The sequence below is a fragment of the Methylobacterium sp. 391_Methyba4 genome (assembly GCF_029691625.1).
Taxonomy (GTDB): Bacteria; Pseudomonadota; Alphaproteobacteria; order Rhizobiales; family Beijerinckiaceae; genus Methylobacterium; species Methylobacterium fujisawaense.
Window position 1 is genome coordinate 173887 of sequence record NZ_CP121475.1, and the last position, 14593, is coordinate 188479.

General features: G+C 70.4%; 16 protein-coding genes. 5 read left to right on the forward strand and 11 right to left on the reverse strand.

Going from position 1 to position 14593, the window contains the following annotated elements; genetic code table 11:
* Nucleotides 1-99: 99 nt before the first annotated feature.
* Nucleotides 100-522 carry a hypothetical protein gene (locus P9K36_RS00940; RefSeq protein WP_043350497.1) on the reverse strand — a complete coding sequence of 141 codons (423 nt, stop codon included), beginning with the start codon at nucleotides 520-522 and terminating at the stop codon, nucleotides 100-102.
* 136 nt (nucleotides 523-658) lie between these two features.
* Nucleotides 659-1483, reverse strand: coding sequence for a hypothetical protein (locus P9K36_RS00945; protein ID WP_236961661.1), 825 nt, complete (start codon nucleotides 1481-1483; stop codon nucleotides 659-661).
* A gap of 318 nt (nucleotides 1484-1801) precedes the next feature.
* Between P9K36_RS00945 and P9K36_RS00950 the strand changes: the two genes are divergently transcribed.
* Together P9K36_RS00950 and P9K36_RS00955 are read left to right on the forward strand one after the other, a co-directional pair.
* Nucleotides 1802-2839, forward strand: coding sequence for an aspartate-semialdehyde dehydrogenase (locus P9K36_RS00950; RefSeq protein ID WP_043380306.1), 1038 nt, complete (start codon nucleotides 1802-1804; stop codon nucleotides 2837-2839).
* A gap of 127 nt (nucleotides 2840-2966) precedes the next feature.
* Complete coding sequence (locus tag P9K36_RS00955; protein WP_043755002.1) at nucleotides 2967-4802, forward strand: alkaline phosphatase family protein; 1836 nt, start codon at nucleotides 2967-2969, stop codon at nucleotides 4800-4802.
* A 211-nt stretch (nucleotides 4803-5013) separates the two neighbouring features.
* Here P9K36_RS00955 and P9K36_RS00960 read toward each other — a convergent pair whose 3' ends face one another.
* From P9K36_RS00960 to P9K36_RS00970, 3 genes are all read right to left on the reverse strand, one after another.
* Entirely contained in the window at nucleotides 5014-5292 is a 279-nt protein-coding gene (locus P9K36_RS00960; RefSeq protein WP_026604676.1) for a DUF2312 domain-containing protein, read from the reverse strand.
* 116 nt (nucleotides 5293-5408) lie between these two features.
* Nucleotides 5409-5717, reverse strand: a complete 309-nt coding sequence (locus tag P9K36_RS00965; protein WP_043755005.1) for a DUF1244 domain-containing protein — start codon at nucleotides 5715-5717, stop codon at nucleotides 5409-5411.
* Between the two features lie 62 nt (nucleotides 5718-5779).
* Nucleotides 5780-6544, reverse strand: coding sequence for an N-formylglutamate amidohydrolase (locus P9K36_RS00970; RefSeq protein WP_043755009.1), 765 nt, complete (start codon nucleotides 6542-6544; stop codon nucleotides 5780-5782).
* 178 nt (nucleotides 6545-6722) lie between these two features.
* On the opposite strand from P9K36_RS00970, the gene P9K36_RS00975 reads away from it, so the two are divergent.
* From P9K36_RS00975 to pyk, 3 genes are all read left to right on the forward strand, one after another.
* On the forward strand, nucleotides 6723-8042 hold the full coding sequence (locus P9K36_RS00975; RefSeq protein WP_043755012.1) for a glycerate kinase: 1320 nt from the start codon (nucleotides 6723-6725) through the stop codon (nucleotides 8040-8042).
* Nucleotides 8008-8490, forward strand: a complete 483-nt coding sequence (locus tag P9K36_RS00980) for a DUF1036 domain-containing protein (protein WP_075381519.1) — start codon at nucleotides 8008-8010, stop codon at nucleotides 8488-8490. The genes P9K36_RS00975 and P9K36_RS00980 overlap by 35 nt, the downstream gene beginning before the upstream one ends.
* A 113-nt stretch (nucleotides 8491-8603) precedes the next feature.
* Nucleotides 8604-10040, forward strand: coding sequence for a pyruvate kinase (pyk, locus tag P9K36_RS00985; RefSeq protein WP_043380293.1), 1437 nt, complete (start codon nucleotides 8604-8606; stop codon nucleotides 10038-10040).
* A 155-nt stretch (nucleotides 10041-10195) separates the two neighbouring features.
* Here pyk and P9K36_RS00990 read toward each other — a convergent pair whose 3' ends face one another.
* The 6 genes from P9K36_RS00990 to ubiG form a co-directional block, all read right to left on the reverse strand.
* Nucleotides 10196-11212, reverse strand: a complete 1017-nt coding sequence (locus P9K36_RS00990) for an alpha/beta hydrolase (protein ID WP_043345875.1) — start codon at nucleotides 11210-11212, stop codon at nucleotides 10196-10198.
* Entirely contained in the window at nucleotides 11209-11820 is a 612-nt protein-coding gene (locus P9K36_RS00995) for a tetratricopeptide repeat protein (protein WP_100793875.1), read from the reverse strand. The genes P9K36_RS00990 and P9K36_RS00995 overlap by 4 nt, the downstream gene beginning before the upstream one ends.
* 140 nt (nucleotides 11821-11960) lie before the next feature.
* Nucleotides 11961-12086 (reverse strand): type B 50S ribosomal protein L36, encoded by a 126-nt coding sequence (gene ykgO / locus P9K36_RS01000; RefSeq protein WP_003601867.1) that lies wholly within the window; start codon nucleotides 12084-12086, stop codon nucleotides 11961-11963.
* 174 nt (nucleotides 12087-12260) lie between these two features.
* A complete protein-coding gene (locus tag P9K36_RS01005) occupies nucleotides 12261-12842 on the reverse strand; it encodes a PAS domain-containing protein (protein ID WP_210281323.1) in 582 nt (193 codons plus the stop codon).
* A 171-nt stretch (nucleotides 12843-13013) separates the two neighbouring features.
* A complete protein-coding gene (locus tag P9K36_RS01010) occupies nucleotides 13014-13586 on the reverse strand; it encodes a YbhB/YbcL family Raf kinase inhibitor-like protein (protein WP_043755018.1) in 573 nt (190 codons plus the stop codon).
* A gap of 46 nt (nucleotides 13587-13632) precedes the next feature.
* Nucleotides 13633-14406, reverse strand: coding sequence for a bifunctional 2-polyprenyl-6-hydroxyphenol methylase/3-demethylubiquinol 3-O-methyltransferase UbiG (gene ubiG / locus P9K36_RS01015; RefSeq protein ID WP_043755022.1), 774 nt, complete (start codon nucleotides 14404-14406; stop codon nucleotides 13633-13635).
* Nucleotides 14407-14593: the final 187 nt, after the last annotated feature.

Below are 14593 nucleotides of genomic sequence, written 5' to 3' on the forward strand. Positions count from 1 at the left end.
TCCGGCGCCGGTGAAGGCGTGCCCGGGATGGATGCCAAACGAAAAACGCGGGCCCAAGGACCCGCGCTTCGCGACGTTCACGCTGTTTGTGGGAGCCGCTCAGTAGGGGCGGCCGTAGAGCGGCGAGGTCGGATCCAGGCGATCGACGAAGGAGAGGTCGACGTTGCGGATCGCGCTCGAACGGGCGCCGATGAACGGTCCGTTGGTGATCGGGTCCGGCAGGATCCCGCGGCCGAAGCGGTCGGTCGGGCCGTAGGGCGGGGTCAGCTGATTGGACGCTGCGATCAGGTAGGGGTTCAAAGCCGGATTCCGCGAACCGCCGGCACCCGGGACGTTCGAGGTGAGCGGCACATTGCCGGCATCCAACCAGCTGCGCGGGCGCACCCGGATCGGGAGCGGGCGGCTGACCCGGTAGATTGGGCCGGAAACGAAACCATCCTGCGCCTCAGCCGGCGCGGAGGCCAGAACGCCGAGGCCGGTGGCGGCGACAACGCCGAGAAGGGCGATCTTGAGCGAGCGCATGGCCAACCTTGTGTATGAGTGCCATCAGTATGGCGACCGAAGCTTAACAGTTCGCCGCCTTTGACAAGAAGACGCTTGGGCGAGGCTGTTGTTCCGCCCTTATGGCTGAGCTTGTGCGATTTGCCACACTGTGGCCTCATTTTTTATTTTGCGGCCGTCGGATTAACGATCCGGTCCGGCTCGAAGGTTCCGCGCCGGCTGTCGCCGGGCAGGCGCTCGCGGGGTCGGGCACGGCAGCGAAGGCCGCCGTCGTGTCGGGATCGGCAAGATCGACGAGGCTCAGCGCATCCAGCAGGCAGGCCACGGCCTGCGGTTCCGGAGGATGGCCGAGGGGGGCGCAAAGCCATCCATCGAGCTGAAATCCCGTCTCCCGGGTGACGAAACCCGTGCAGGTCCGCTGCGTCGGTCCGGCGAAGGTCATCTCCAGGGTCTCGACCGCGCCGAACCGGGTCCGGATCTGGCCGCGGGCTCCGGTCCGCGCGACCGCTAGGGCAGGGCGGTCGAGGGCTGGGCCGTTGGCGGCCCGCCGGGCCATCAGGACGAACAGCGACGGCGGCGGTCCGGTGAGCGTTCCGCGAGTGAGGACGATCCGCAGGGCAGGCGCCTCGATCGCAGCCACATCGCCGCGCATCAGCGTGTCCTCGCGCAGGCCCGTCCGTGGATCGACCCGGGCGGCGACCCGCACCGGATCGGGCCCAGGCTCGGCGAGGCCGAACCGGGCGGGCGCGATCGCCGGCTGCGCCGGCGAAGCCCGGACGGACGGCACGAAGGCGGTCTCGAGATCCGGAGCGCGCTGGATGCCGGGGAGGGGGGCGGGCAACCGGGCGAACACGCACACCAGGGCGATCGCGGCCGATGCCAGCGCGAGACGCAGGCCGAGGGATCCCGGTGACCAGCCTGCGCGTGCCGCGGGCGGGCGGAGTCCGACTCGATCGACGAGGGGCGCTGTTCCGATCAGCATCGTGCTCCGTACCGAAGGCGGGACGCGGGATTGGGCGGTCAGCCTCGCACGGCAGGACTGCATGCCCGTTCCCGGACCGGGTCCGTCACCGGATTCCTCCGCGCAGGGTGAATCAGGCGTTGCGCGGTCGTCGGCCTTGACAGCATGGGCACATGCGCGCCTTGCTCGGCGCGGCCGTCGCCCCCACCTCCGCTGAGGACGGGGTCTGCGGCCGCGCCCGTTTTGCGGGCGCGTCCGGCACGAACGATCCTTCGGCCGATTTTGCTGGCAGGAGCGCGGCACCCGGATCGGTCGGGGTTTTCCGCGCGGAGACAAGAGATGGGTTACAAGGTCGCCGTCGTCGGCGCCACGGGCAACGTGGGCCGCGAGATGCTCGATATCCTGGCCGAGCGGGCCTTTCCCGCCGACGAGGTCGTGGCGCTGGCCTCGCGCCGCAGCCAGGGGCAGGAAGTTTCCTACGGCGACAAGACGCTCAAGGTCAAAACGCTCGACACCTACGACTTCACCGACACCGATATCTGCCTGATGTCGGCCGGCGGCGAGGCGTCGAAGGAATGGTCGCCCCGCATCGGCCAGCAGGGTTGCGTGGTCATCGATAACTCGTCGGCCTTCCGCTACGACGCCGACGTGCCGCTGATCGTGCCCGAGGTGAATGCCGACGCGGTGGTGGGCTTCACCAAGCGCAACATCATCGCCAACCCGAACTGCTCGACCGCGCAGCTGGTCGTCGCGCTCAAGCCCCTCCACGAGGCGGCGACGATCAAGCGCGTCGTGGTCTCGACCTACCAGTCGGTCTCCGGCGCCGGCAAGGAGGCGATGGACGAGCTGTTCAACCAGACCCGCGCCGTCTTCACCGCCGGCGAGATCAAGCAGGGCGGCAAGTTCACGAAGCGCATCGCCTTCAACGTCATCCCCCACATCGACGTGTTCATGGAGGATGGCTACACGAAGGAAGAGTGGAAGATGGTCGCCGAGACCAAGAAGATGCTCGACCCGAAGATCAAGCTGACGGCGACCGCCGTCCGCGTTCCGGTCTTCATCGGGCACGCGGAAGCGGTCAACATCGAGTTCGAGCGGCCGCTCTCGGCCGAGAAGGCCACCGAGATCCTGCGCGCCGCCCCCGGCGTCCTGGTGATCGATAAGCGCGAGAACGGCGGCTACATGACGCCCCACGAGGCGGCCGGCGAGGATGCGACCTACATCTCGCGCATCCGCGAGGACGCGACCGTGGAGAACGGCCTGAACCTCTGGTGTGTCTCGGACAACCTGCGCAAGGGCGCGGCCCTCAACGCGGTGCAGATCGCCGAGATCCTGGTGAACCGCAAGCTCCTGAACCGGGCCAAGCGCGCGGCCTGAGGCCGGTCCTCCTCCCGGCGGGAGGAGGAGCCAGAACCGAGATCCTTGGGACAACGTCCCTAGGATTTGTCACGCGCCCGTCATCGTTCAGGCTCACGCCGCAGACCGGATCACGTGGAGATTCGGTATGCGGCGTTTCTTTGTGTCCTGTCTCGTCGGTCTGTCGATCGTCGGCGCGGCTCAGGCTCAGCCGCAGCCTCGGAATGTCGTCCTGTTCATCGCGGACGGGCTCCGCGACGGCATGGTGAACGCCGTGAACGCGCCGGCGATGGACAGCCTGATGAAGGCCGGGGTGCGGTTCACCAACACGCACTCCCTGTTCCCGACTTTCACGATGCCGAACGCCACCGCGATGGCGACCGGCCACATGCTCGGCGACACCGGCCAATTCGGGAACACAATCTACACGGCCTTCCCGGTCCCCGGGGCCGGAGAGAGCCTCACGCCGTTCCTGGAGAGCGACCCCGTCCTCGGCGACGTCGACGCGCATTTCGCCGGCAACTACCTCAACGAGGAGACGATCCTGCGGGCGGCTCACGCCCAGGGGCTCTCCACGGCCAGCATCGGCAAGCTCGGCCCCTCCCTGATCTTCGACCACACGGCGCGCTCCGGACAGGACAGCATCCTGGTCGACGACAGCACGGGCCGGCCGAGCGGCATCCCGCTGAGCGACGACCTGTGCACGCGCCTGGATGCGGCCGGGCTTCCGCTGCAGGCGCCGACGCGGGGCGCCAACGGCCTGGCCGGAACCGCCGATTCGCCCGGGACGCTCGCCGCCAATATCGAGCAGCAGGGCTACTTCACCGATGTGGCGACGAAGGCGGTCCTACCGCTGTTCAAAGCCCGCGGAAAACCCTTCGTGCTCGTCTACTGGTCGCGCGATCCCGACGGGACGCAGCACAATCAGGGCGACAGTCTCGGCCGGCTCGTCCCGGGGATCAACGGACCGACGAGCCTCGCGGCGATCCGCAACGCGGATGCCAACTTGGCCGCGCTGCTCGGCGCACTGAAGGCGCTCGGTCTGGCGGAGACCACGGATGTGATCGTCACCTCCGATCACGGCTTCTCCACCATCTCCAAGGAGAGCGGGACCAGCTTCGCCGCGTCGCAGGCCTATAAAGGGGTGCCGAAGGGCCAGCTTCCGCCGGGCTTCCTCGCCATCGATCTCGCGCATGATCTCGGGCTCGGCCTGTTCGATCCGGATGCCAGGGGCATCAGGCTCGCCGCCGACGCCTTTCCGAGCCGGGCCAACGGCCTGATCGGCGCGGATCCGGCCAAGCCCGAGGTGGTGGTCGCGGCCAATGGCGGCTCGGATCTCGTTTACCTGCCGAACGGCGACCGGGCGCTGGCGCGCCGCGTGGTCGACGCCCTGGCGCGTCAGGACTACGTGAGCGGCCTGTTCGTCAGCGCGACCCTCGGCCCGATCCCGGGAACGCTGCCCCTCTCAGCGATCGCCCTCGACGGGTCGGCGCTGACGCCGATGCCGGCCATCGTGGTCAATTTCCGGAGCTTCTCGACCGGCTGCGCCGATCCGACCACCTGCGGGGTCGAGGTCTCCGATACCGGGCTGCAGCAGGGGCAGGGCATGCACGGCAGCTTCTCCCGCGCCGATACCCGGAACGTCATGGGCGCGGCAGGGCCGAGCTTCCGGGCGGGCCTCGCGAGCGCGGTGCCGGCGAGCAATGCCGACCTCGGCAAGACCATCGCCCAGCTCCTGGGCCTCACGATTCCCGGCAAGGGCCGGCTGGTCGGCCGCGTCCTGACCGAGGCGTTGGCCAATGGCAGCACGCCGACCTTCGCCCGGGCGGAGCTGCGCTCGGAGCCGGACGCCGCCGGCCACGTGACGGCGCTCGCCTACCAGACGGTGGGCGAGATCCGCTACTTCGATGCCGCCGGGTATCCCGGCCGCACCCTCGGCCTCGACAACAGTCCTGCCGTGTCGGCCGCCGCGGAGGCGCACTGAGCGTCGCACCGTCCGGCCCGCGGGGCGGAGCGCAGGGAACGCTGTCCAACCCATACCCCTCGTCCCGAGAGACCCGCGTCCGCGGGCTTCGAAGGCGATCTCCAGAGAGCACGGCGCTCCCTGGTCTGCTCCGTCGAGACCCCCGCTGGGCTGCAGGCCCTCAGGCCAAGGATGGCGCGGACGGGTGGGCGTGCGTTGCCGCCTGGTCCGACTACGCCATGCCGAGGGCCTGCATGTAGAGCTCGAGGATCGCCTCCTGCTCCTGGCGCTCGCTGTGATCCTGCTTGCGGATGCGGAGGATCGTGCGGACGGCCTTCGCGTCGAAGCCCCGGCCCTTCAGCTCGGCGAACACCTCTTTGATGTCGCCCATGATGCCGGCCTTTTCCTCCTCGAGGCGCTCCAGGCGCTCGATGAACTGCTTCAGCTCGTCGGCGGCTACGCCCTCGGCCGACGAGACGTCGCCGCCGGGCCGCTGCGCGGCGGTGGGCATCGAATGGGCGTTCATGGGGCTCTCCCGAATGCACGGCGCGGTTGCGCCCTGGACCCGTGGTTAATGGGCCGGCCTTACTGGAAGCTTAGCCGATTCGCTGCCTGCCGGCCGCCGCCTCAATGCTCCTTGGCCTGCGACGCCGCGAAGCCCGCCTGCTGCTGCGGGGTTGCCTCGGTCTGGAAGCGCGCCTTCCACTCGGCGTAAGGCATCCCGTAGACGGCCTCGCGGCTCTCGTCCTTGGTCAGCGGCACGCCTGTCTCATCGGCGGCGTCCTTGAGCCAGTTCGACAGGCAGTTCCGGCAGAAGCCCGCCAGATTCATCAGGTCGATGTTCTGCACATCCGTCCGATTGCGCAGATGCGCGACGAGGCGGCGGAACACCGCGGCTTCGAGTTCCGTCTGGGTCCGGGGATCGATCGCGCTCATCGGTGGCAACTCTCTTCAGGTCGGGCGGCCCGCTCCCGATTTCGGGAGCGGCCGGACGGAGATCAAGCCGCGAGGAGCGGGCGAAGGATGCGGGCGAAGCGCGCGGCCCACTCGGCCTGTCCGTCCGCGCCGGCAATCAGATCCTGGCGGATCTCCACGAGGGCGTTGGCGAGGCCCCGCGCGGTGGCGTGACGGTCGATCGTGTCGCCCGGCAGGCCGCCGCCATACGGCTGGTTGTCGCCGACGGTCAGCCCGGCGGGATCCGCCTCCAGCGCGCGGATGAGGGGGCGGGCAAAGCGCTCGTCCCCGTCGTACAGGATGCCGACCTGCCAGGGCCGCGCGATGCCGCGCCAGTAGGGCGTGAAGCTGTGCAGGGTCAGGAGCACGGGCGGACGGCCGGCCGCCGCGGCGGCGGCGATCGCGTCGTCGATGGCCGCGTCGAACGGGGCGTAGAACCGGGCGATCCGCGCCTGCTTGCCGGCCTCGTCGATCCGGGCATTGCCCGGAACCACGGCGCCGTCTGACAGGCGCATCACCAGCGTCGGGTCGGCGCGCCCGCGATTCGGGTCGATGATCAGCCGCGAGAAGTTCGTGAGGATCGCCGGGGCCCCGAGCTGCGCCGCGAGGCTCCGCGTCACTGCCGCCGCGCCGATATCGTAAGCGATGTGCCGGGCGTATTCCGACTCCGGCAAACCGAGCTCGATATCCGGCGGCACGAAATTCGAGGCGTGATCGCAGGCGATGACGAGGCCGCAGGCGGGGTCGCCGGGGATGATCTCGCAGGGATGCGCGGGCGGGAGGGCCGTTTCTGTCTCCGGACGGGTCACGGGGCTCCGAGGTCTTCAGATCTGTGCGAGGGCGCGGATGGCGCTTGCCGTCGCGCGGCCGCTCGGGCAGATCACCTATCAAGGATCGTGCGCTCACGGCAAGAAACGGGCCCGCCGCCCAGGGAAGAAACGGGCGGGGAGTGTGCGACACAAACAAGAGAGGAGCCCGTTCGACGCCATGACCGAGACCGTTCCGCCCGTCGCCGATGCGGCCATCCGGGATCAGCGCGCGCTCCTCGACGCGATTCTCACGGCCGCGATCCGCGCCGCCCATCCGGATCTCTGCCTGCCGCCCCACCTGCCGGAGCCGAGCCCCGGACGTCTGATCATCCTGGCGGCCGGCAAGGCCGCCGGCAGCATGAGCGCCGTGGCGAGCCGGTTCTACCGCCGGCAGCATGGACTCGGCGACGACCGGATCGTCGGCCTCGCAGTGGCCCGCCACGGCTACGGCCAGGACGCGCCGGGCATCCACATGGTCGAGGCGGGCCACCCGGTGCCCGACGAGGCCGGCATCTCGGCGACCCGGGAGGCCCTGCGGCTCGCCACCGAGGCGGGGCCGGACGACGAGGTCCTGGTCCTGCTGTCGGGCGGTGGCTCGGCCAACTGGATCGCCCCGGCCGGCGACCTGACGCTCGTCGAGAAGCAGGCGATCACCCGGGCGATGCTCCGCTCCGGCGCGCCGATCGGCGAGATCAACACGGTGCGCAAGCACATCTCGCGGATCAAGGGCGGACGCCTCGCCCTCGCGGCCCGCAACGCCCGGCGCATCCTGACGCTGGCGATCTCCGACGTGCCGTTCGACGATCCGGCGGTGATCGCGTCGGGCCCGACGGTGCCCGATCCGTCCACGCTCGCCGATGCCCGCGCCATCTGCGAGAAGCGCGGCATCCCGCTGCCCGAGGAGGCTTCGCGGCTCCTCAACGACCCGAACAACGAGACGCCGAAGGCCGGCGACCCCGCCTTCGCCCGCGCCGAGTACCGGATCATCGCCCGGCCGATCGACGCCCTGAATGCCGCCGCCGAGGCCGCCCGCGCGGCCGGCTACGAGCCGATCCTGCTCGGCGCCGATCTCGAAGGCGAGGCCCGCGAGGTCGCTGCCGAGCACGCGGCCGAGGCCAAGCGCCTCAAGGCCGAGGGCCGGCGCGTGGCGCTGATCTCCGGCGGCGAGCTCACCGTCACGATCCGCGGTGAGGGCCATGGCGGCCCGAACCAGGAATACGCCCTGGCGCTGGCGGTGGCCTTGGACGGCGAGCCCGGCATCTTCGGCATCAGTGCCGATACCGACGGGACCGACGGCGGCCGGGGCCTCGCCACCGACCCGGCGGGCGGCCTCATCGATCCGACGACCCTGGAGCGGGCCCGGGCCGCCGGCCTCGACCCGGCCGCGATGCTGGAGCAGAACGACTCCACCGCGTTCTTCGCGGCCCTCGGCGACCTCGTGAACCCCGGTCCGACCTGTACCAATGTCAACGACTGCCGCATCATCCTCGTCAACTAGGTCGCGCGTCTCGGCGGCTCAGCTCCTCCCGGCAGTCACGGTCCTCGGCCTCGCGCTCCTCGGCGCGAGCCCCGCCCGGGCGGATCTGCGCCTGTGCAACCAGACCGCCAGCAAGGTCGGGATCTCGCTGGGCTATCGCGACCCGCAGGGCTGGGTGACGGAGGGCTGGTGGGATTTGGCGCCGAAGGCCTGCGAGACGCTTCTCAAGGGCGCGCTGGCGGCGCGGTTCTACTACGTGTTCGCAGTCGACTACACGCGCGGCGGCGAGTGGAGCGGCCGCTCGCTGATGTGCACCCGTGATTCGGAATTCACGATCCGCGGGATCGAGGATTGTCTCGCCCGCGGCTACGACCGGAACGGCTTCTTCGAAGTCGATACCGGCGAGCAGAAGAGCTGGACCATCCAGCTCACCGATCCCAACCGGGCCGAGGCGCCGGCAAAACCGTAACGTGAAGGCGGCGGCCTTGACGCTGTCCGGCGCGGGATGCTCACACCCGTGGCCAAACCTTTGAACGGGCGGCGCTTCATGCTGCACGGCAACGAACAACCGGAGGAATACGCTTGAAACGGTCACGCCGCACGAAGATCGTCGCCACCCTGGGCCCGGCCTCCGATTCGCCGGAGATGATCGAGCGGCTGTTCCGCGCGGGCGTCGACGTGTTCCGGCTCAACATGAGCCACCTGCCGCGCGAGAAGCTGCCCGAGAAGGTGGAGGCGATCCGCACCATCGAGCGGGAGGCCAAGCGGCCGATCGGCATCCTGGTCGACCTGCAGGGGCCGAAGCTGCGGCTCGGCACCTTCGCGGAGGGGGCCGCGATGATCGAGGCCGGCGCCACCTTCGTGCTCGACGGCGATCCGACGCCGGGCGATGCCGCCCGCTGCCACCTGCCGCATCCCGAGATCCTCGAGGCGCTGGAGCCGGGCCACGCCATCCTGCTCGATGACGGCAAGCTCCGGCTGACGGTGGTCGAGACCTCGCACAACCGCGCCGTGACCCGCGTCGAGGTCGGCGGCCGGATCTCGAACCGGAAGGGCGTATCCCTGCCGCATACGGTGATCCCGGTCCCGGCGATGACCGACAAGGACCGGGCTGATCTCGATGCCGGCCTGAACGCGGGCGCCGACTGGATCGCCGTCTCGTTCGTCCAGCGGCCCGAGGACGTGGCCGAGGTGAAGAAGGTCTGCGCCGGCCGCGCCCTGGTGATGGCCAAGATCGAGAAGCCGCAGGCGCTGGCGCGCCTCGACGAGATCATCGAGATCTCCGACGGCCTGATGGTCGCCCGCGGCGATCTCGGCGTGGAGATGCCCCTGGAGCAGGTCCCGGGGGTGCAGAAGCGCATCACCCGCGGCGCCCGGCGCTACGGCAAGCCGGTGGTCGTGGCCACCCAGATGCTCGAATCGATGATCACGGCTCCGGTCCCGACCCGCGCCGAGGTCTCGGACGTCGCCACGGCGGTCTACGAGGGGGCGGATGCCGTGATGCTCTCTGCGGAGAGCGCCTCGGGGGCCCACCCGATCGGGGCCGTGGAGACCATGAACCGCATCGCCGAGCAGGTGGAGCGGGACGCGATCTACTGGTCGATCATCCGGGCGCAGAGCGCGACCCCCGACGAGACGGCCGCCGACGCCATCGCGGCGGCGGCGCATCAGATGGTCGATGCCCTGAACCTCGACGCGATCATGGCCTGGACCAATTCCGGCTCCACGGCGCTCCGCCTGTCGCGCGAGCGCCCGAACGCCACCGTGATCGCGCTGACACCCCGGCGCGAGACGGCGCGGCGCCTCGCCCTGGCCTGGGGCACGCACCCGATCGTCACCAAGGATGCCAGCGACGTGGACGACATGTCCTTCCGCGCCGCCAAGTTCGCCGTCCGCGAGAAGTTTGCCGCGGTGGGCGACCGGGTGATCGTCGTCGCCGGCCTGCCGTTCGGCACGCCGGGCGCCACCAACCTCGTGCGGCTGACCTTCATCACCCGCGAGCACGCCGAGAAGGCGTGAGGCGGCAGGCCTCCAGCACTGCCGGCATCCCGATTGCGATCGGGATGCCGACCGCCGACGCGGCGGGATCTTGCGCGGACATCAATTCTCGAAACCGGGCTTGCCACCGTTGCCCCGGGACGACGCGGACGGACGTGTCCTGATCGGCCCGCGGTTCAATGCGCGACGGCTGGTTCCGAACCGGTCGCGCTGGTCGCCGCGGCCAGCCGGATAATCTCCTCCGTGACCCGCTCGGCGGCGACATACTGGAGCATGTGGCCGATGCCCGGCAGCAGCACGAGCCGCGCCCCCGGGATCGCCCGCGCGAGCGGCACCGCCTGCGCGTCGGCGCGGACGATCGGGTCGGCCTCGCCGGAGATCACCAGGGTCGGGATGTGGATCCTGCCGTAGCGCGGGCTCTGCGCCGCGAGGGCTCGCGACAGGCCGAGCAGATCCTGGACGTTGGCGAGCAGCGTCTCCGGTCGCAGAACCAGGTCGGATCTGGCCAAGTCCGGATAATCCGCCTGCGCGGGCTGCGGCTTGAAGACCCGGCGCGCCGCCTCGGGCAGGAACCGACGCGCGATCGGCGGTCCGATCGTCCGGCTGAGCACCCACGCCACCGGGGGCTTTATGGCGAACCGCCAGTACCACGGCAGATCCGGCATCCGGTCCGGCATGGGCATCGCCACAGGCGCGGCGAGGGCGAGGGCGGAAACCCGCTCCGGGTGATCCAGGGCGAGGGCCAAAGCGAGGGCGCCGGCCCAGGAATGACCGAACACCACCGCCGGCCCGACGCCCATGCGGTTCAGCGCTTCCGCGATCATCCCGGCCTGCACGGACGGTGCCGCGGCGTCGCCGCCGGCAATCCGGTCGCTCCATCCGAATCCCGGCCGGTCGAAGGCGATCACCCGGAAGCCCTGCGCGGCGAGGCGGCGGCCGATCCCCTCCATGGGATCCGACGCGTTGGCCGAGGCCCCGTGCAGGAGGACGACGGGCGGCCCGTTCGCCGGGCCGTCCTGCAGGGTCGCGAGCCGCCCGCCGGTGATCGTCACGAACGGACCCGCGGGCGGGTTGGCCGCGCCGACCCGGAGCGTGATCACCAGCGCCGCCAGGGCCCCGATCGCCAGAACGAGGCCGGCGAGGGCGAAGGGCAGGGCAAGGAGGGTCAGGAGGACGGCGATCACCCGGGTCACAGGTCGCGGCCGTCGACCTCCGGGGTGAGGCGGTTGATCGCCTCGCCGACCTTCTCCATCTGCGGGTAGAGCGCCTTCGCCCGCCGGAACGCTGCCAGCGCACGCGCCTTGTCGTCGAGGGATTCGTAGATCCGGCCCATGGCGGCCCAGGCCTCGAAGTGGCGCGGCTCCAGGACCAGGGCCCGCCGCAGATCGGCCAGCGCATCGTCCTTGTCGGTAAGCAGCCAGAACACCGTCGCGCGGCGGTTCCAGCCCTCCGACCAATTCGGTTCGAGGGCGGTGACGCGGTCCATCAGCTCGGCCGCCAGGGGGAAGTCGTGGGCGGTGACGGCCTGGCGGGCGCGGTCGGTCAGCAGGTCGACGGTCGGGCTGCCGGATCCGGCCATGTGCCGCTCGATCAGTCGCGCGATGCCCTTGGCCTCCGCTGGATCCTCGCTGGCGCGCAGGCGCGCGAACAGGTCATCGAGGCTCGGCGGCTTCGGTGCCGGCTTCGCTTCGGCGGTCGGCCGGCCGGGCCGGGTCGATTGCGGCGCTGCCTCGGCCGCCGGCAGTGTCGCCGCGAGGGCCGGCAGGCAGACCAGGGCGGCTATGAGACGGGTCGGCATCATGCAGCCAGACTGTGCGCCGTCGCCACGTCCGTCAACGTGCCGCGGTGCCGCGCGCACGCGGAAACGGCCGCACCCGGTGGACACGGCCGTTTCCTCGATCGGTGCCGTTCTCCGTCCGGCCTCGGCCGGTCGGAACGGTCTCAGCCCTGGCGGGCCTTGAAGCGCTTCTGGGTCTTGTTGATCACGTAGACCCGCCCCTTGCGGCGCACGAGCTGGTTGTCGCGGTGGCGGCCACGCAGGGACTTGAGGGAGTTGCGGATCTTCATCGGTCTTTCGAGCCCGGAGGGCCGTCCATCAGTAAGGGATCGGGAACGTAGCCTTGAGGCAGGACGCGCAGTCGCGTCCGGCGATCACGGCTCACGCATCGCGGGATGGCGCGGCCATATCAGGAGTCGCCCCCACAAGGCAAGGCGCAGCGGGCATCGTGCTGCCGGTCCTGCTCAATGGACGCTGTCGAGATCCGGCACCGCCGGTGCGATCACGAGCTGCCGGCCGATCTGGTGCAGCAGCATGTCGAGGAGCGGTTTCAGACGGTCGAAACCCGGCCGGGAGAGGCCATTCTCCGCAGCCGTGTACAGGGCCAGCGCCATCTCGGCGACCTGATCGATGCCGCCGGCGGCGGCATCCGTCGCGTAGAACGCCGATTCGTCGAGAAAGCCCTCACGGCTGCACGCGGTCACATCGATGACGATCCCGTGGGCCTCGTCCACGACGCCCTCGGCGTTCCGGATATACCGGCCGCGCACGAGCACCCAGCGGACTTCGCCGGGTACCGGTACGGTCCGGTACTGCGCGATATACAGGCCGCCCTCGCGGCGAAGGTCAGCGATGATGCACCCGATCCGTCGCCGGTCCTCGGGATGGATGTGCTCCAGGAACGCCGCGAAGGGCGTCCCCCGGCCGCCTTTCGGCCGCGGCAGGCCCAGGACCGTCGCGGCGGCGGCGTCGCATTCGAGGACGTCGTCGGCGATGTGCCAAGTCCAGGTCCCGACATCCGATTCGGCCAGGGCACGCATCCCCATGCGGCCGCTCCGCCGCTTCGTGTGCACACCGACGCCCACAGACTCGATCTCCAGGTCCGTCCGGACGCTTTGCCCGGCCGACTTATTTGGTCGACACAATACTGGGACTGCCGAAACGGCACAACGCATGGGAGTGACAGATCAGGATGGTGTTCGAGGGTAGCGACGCCATCAGGAACGATAGTAAACGCCGGTCAGCGTGCCCTTTGCGAGGACGTGCCCGCGCATCGCATCGATCAGTGCGCCCCGGCCCGGCGCCTCGGCCAGGGCGAGAGACTGCCGCAGCGCGAAGATCTGGAAGACGTAGTCGTGCGGCCCGTGGCCCGTCGGAGGATCCGGCGGCAACCATTCCGCGCGCAGGAAGCTGTTTTGGCCCAACGCGTGGCCTGAGCCCGGGTGCCCGGGGCTCGCCAAGGCACCTTCGGGCAATTCGGCCGGCTCGGGCGGGATCGCCCAGGCAATCAGGTGGACCAGCGGACGCGGCGTCGGGCTCCCGGCGTCCTCGACGAGGATCACCAGGGCAGCGGTGCCCGCGGGCAGGCCGCTCCAGGCGAGCGGCGGGGACACGCCCGCACCGTCCGCGGTGAAGCGGGCCGGCATGTCCGCCCCGTCCGCGAAGGCCGGACTGGTCAGCGTCACGGTGTCGGCAATGTCGGAGAAGTCCGAATGGACCGCCGTCTTGTCCCGGCCGGCCTTCAGGCCCGACAGGGCTTCGCCGACCGCCCCGGGGATTTTCTCAAGCATCGCCGCGCCCTCCGTCCCGTCTCCAACGGCGGGGGACGCAACCCGTTCACGCAGAGCGTTCGGCCGCGACCATATAGTTCACGGCCGTGTCGCGGCTCGTGCGCCAACCATCCGTGAGCGGGTTGTAGACGACCCCCACCGTGTCGGTGACGGCGAGCCCTCCCGCCCGGATGGCGCGGGCGAGTTCGTCGGGCGTCACGAATTTCTGCCAGTCATGCGTGCCCCGCGGCAGCCAGCCGAGCACGTATTCGGCGCCGACGATGGCCAGCGCGAAGGAGCGCAGAGTCCGGTTCAGGGTGGCCCCGAACAGCAGTCCGCCGGGCTTCACCCCCGCGCAGGCGGTCCGCACGAAGGCCGGCATGTCGGAGACGTGCTCCACCACCTCCATGATCAGCACGGCGTCGAAACGCTCGCCGCCGGCGACCACCGCTTCGATGGTCGCGCCGCGATAATCGACCGGCACGCCCGCCGCCTCGGCATGGGCCCGGGCCACCGCGATGTTCTGCTCGGCCGGATCGAGCCCGGTCACGCGTGCGCCGAGCCGGGCGAGGGGTTCCGAGAGGACGCCGCCGCCGCAGCCGACGTCGCAGATCGAAAGCCCGTCCAGCGGAAAGGGCGCGCGCGGATCGCGTCCGAACCGCCGGCACAGGGCGTCGCGGATATAGGCGAGCCGCACCGGATTGAACCGGTGGAGGACGCGCATCGGGCCGGTCTCGTCCCACCACGTGGCGGCGAGCGCATCGAAGCGCGCAACCTCACCGCGGTCGACGAACCCGTCCGTGGCCCGATCCGTGGCCCGATCCGTGGCTGCCCTGTCCATGCGCGTTCCGTCCTCATGCCGGCGCCGCCCCGATCCGGTCCGCCCCTCTATCCGGGCTGGCCGGGTAGGCCGGATCCGCCGCGATGCGTCGTGTCCGCGCTCTAGCATGGAGATCGCTCGGAAGTCGCCGCGGCGCGCGGGCGCCATGCTTGGCCGGTTGTTGACACTCTACCGAGCCGCTTGTACC

What these genes read in the sequence shown, in the direction of transcription:
- P9K36_RS00940 (WP_043350497.1), bottom strand. Translation starts at nt 522, where the DNA reads ATGCGCTCGCTCAAGATCGCCCTTCTCGGCGTTGTCGCCGCCACCGGC.
- P9K36_RS01010 (WP_043755018.1), bottom strand. Translation starts at nt 13,586, where the DNA reads ATGCTTGAGAAAATCCCCGGGGCGGTCGGCGAAGCCCTGTCGGGCCTG.
- P9K36_RS00995 (WP_100793875.1), bottom strand. Translation starts at nt 11,820, where the DNA reads ATGATGCCGACCCGTCTCATAGCCGCCCTGGTCTGCCTGCCGGCCCTC.
- P9K36_RS01005 (WP_210281323.1), bottom strand. Translation starts at nt 12,842, where the DNA reads ATGGGGATGCGTGCCCTGGCCGAATCGGATGTCGGGACCTGGACTTGG.
- P9K36_RS00980 (WP_075381519.1), top strand. Translation starts at nt 8,008, where the DNA reads ATGTCAACGACTGCCGCATCATCCTCGTCAACTAGGTCGCGCGTCTCG.
- P9K36_RS00955 (WP_043755002.1), top strand. Translation starts at nt 2,967, where the DNA reads ATGCGGCGTTTCTTTGTGTCCTGTCTCGTCGGTCTGTCGATCGTCGGC.
- P9K36_RS00965 (WP_043755005.1), bottom strand. Translation starts at nt 5,717, where the DNA reads ATGAGCGCGATCGATCCCCGGACCCAGACGGAACTCGAAGCCGCGGTG.
- ubiG (WP_043755022.1), bottom strand. Translation starts at nt 14,406, where the DNA reads ATGGACAGGGCAGCCACGGATCGGGCCACGGATCGGGCCACGGACGGG.
- P9K36_RS00975 (WP_043755012.1), top strand. Translation starts at nt 6,723, where the DNA reads ATGACCGAGACCGTTCCGCCCGTCGCCGATGCGGCCATCCGGGATCAG.
- P9K36_RS00945 (WP_236961661.1), bottom strand. Translation starts at nt 1,483, where the DNA reads ATGCTGATCGGAACAGCGCCCCTCGTCGATCGAGTCGGACTCCGCCCG.
- P9K36_RS00960 (WP_026604676.1), bottom strand. Translation starts at nt 5,292, where the DNA reads ATGCCCACCGCCGCGCAGCGGCCCGGCGGCGACGTCTCGTCGGCCGAG.
- ykgO (WP_003601867.1), bottom strand. Translation starts at nt 12,086, where the DNA reads ATGAAGATCCGCAACTCCCTCAAGTCCCTGCGTGGCCGCCACCGCGAC.
- P9K36_RS00950 (WP_043380306.1), top strand. Translation starts at nt 1,802, where the DNA reads ATGGGTTACAAGGTCGCCGTCGTCGGCGCCACGGGCAACGTGGGCCGC.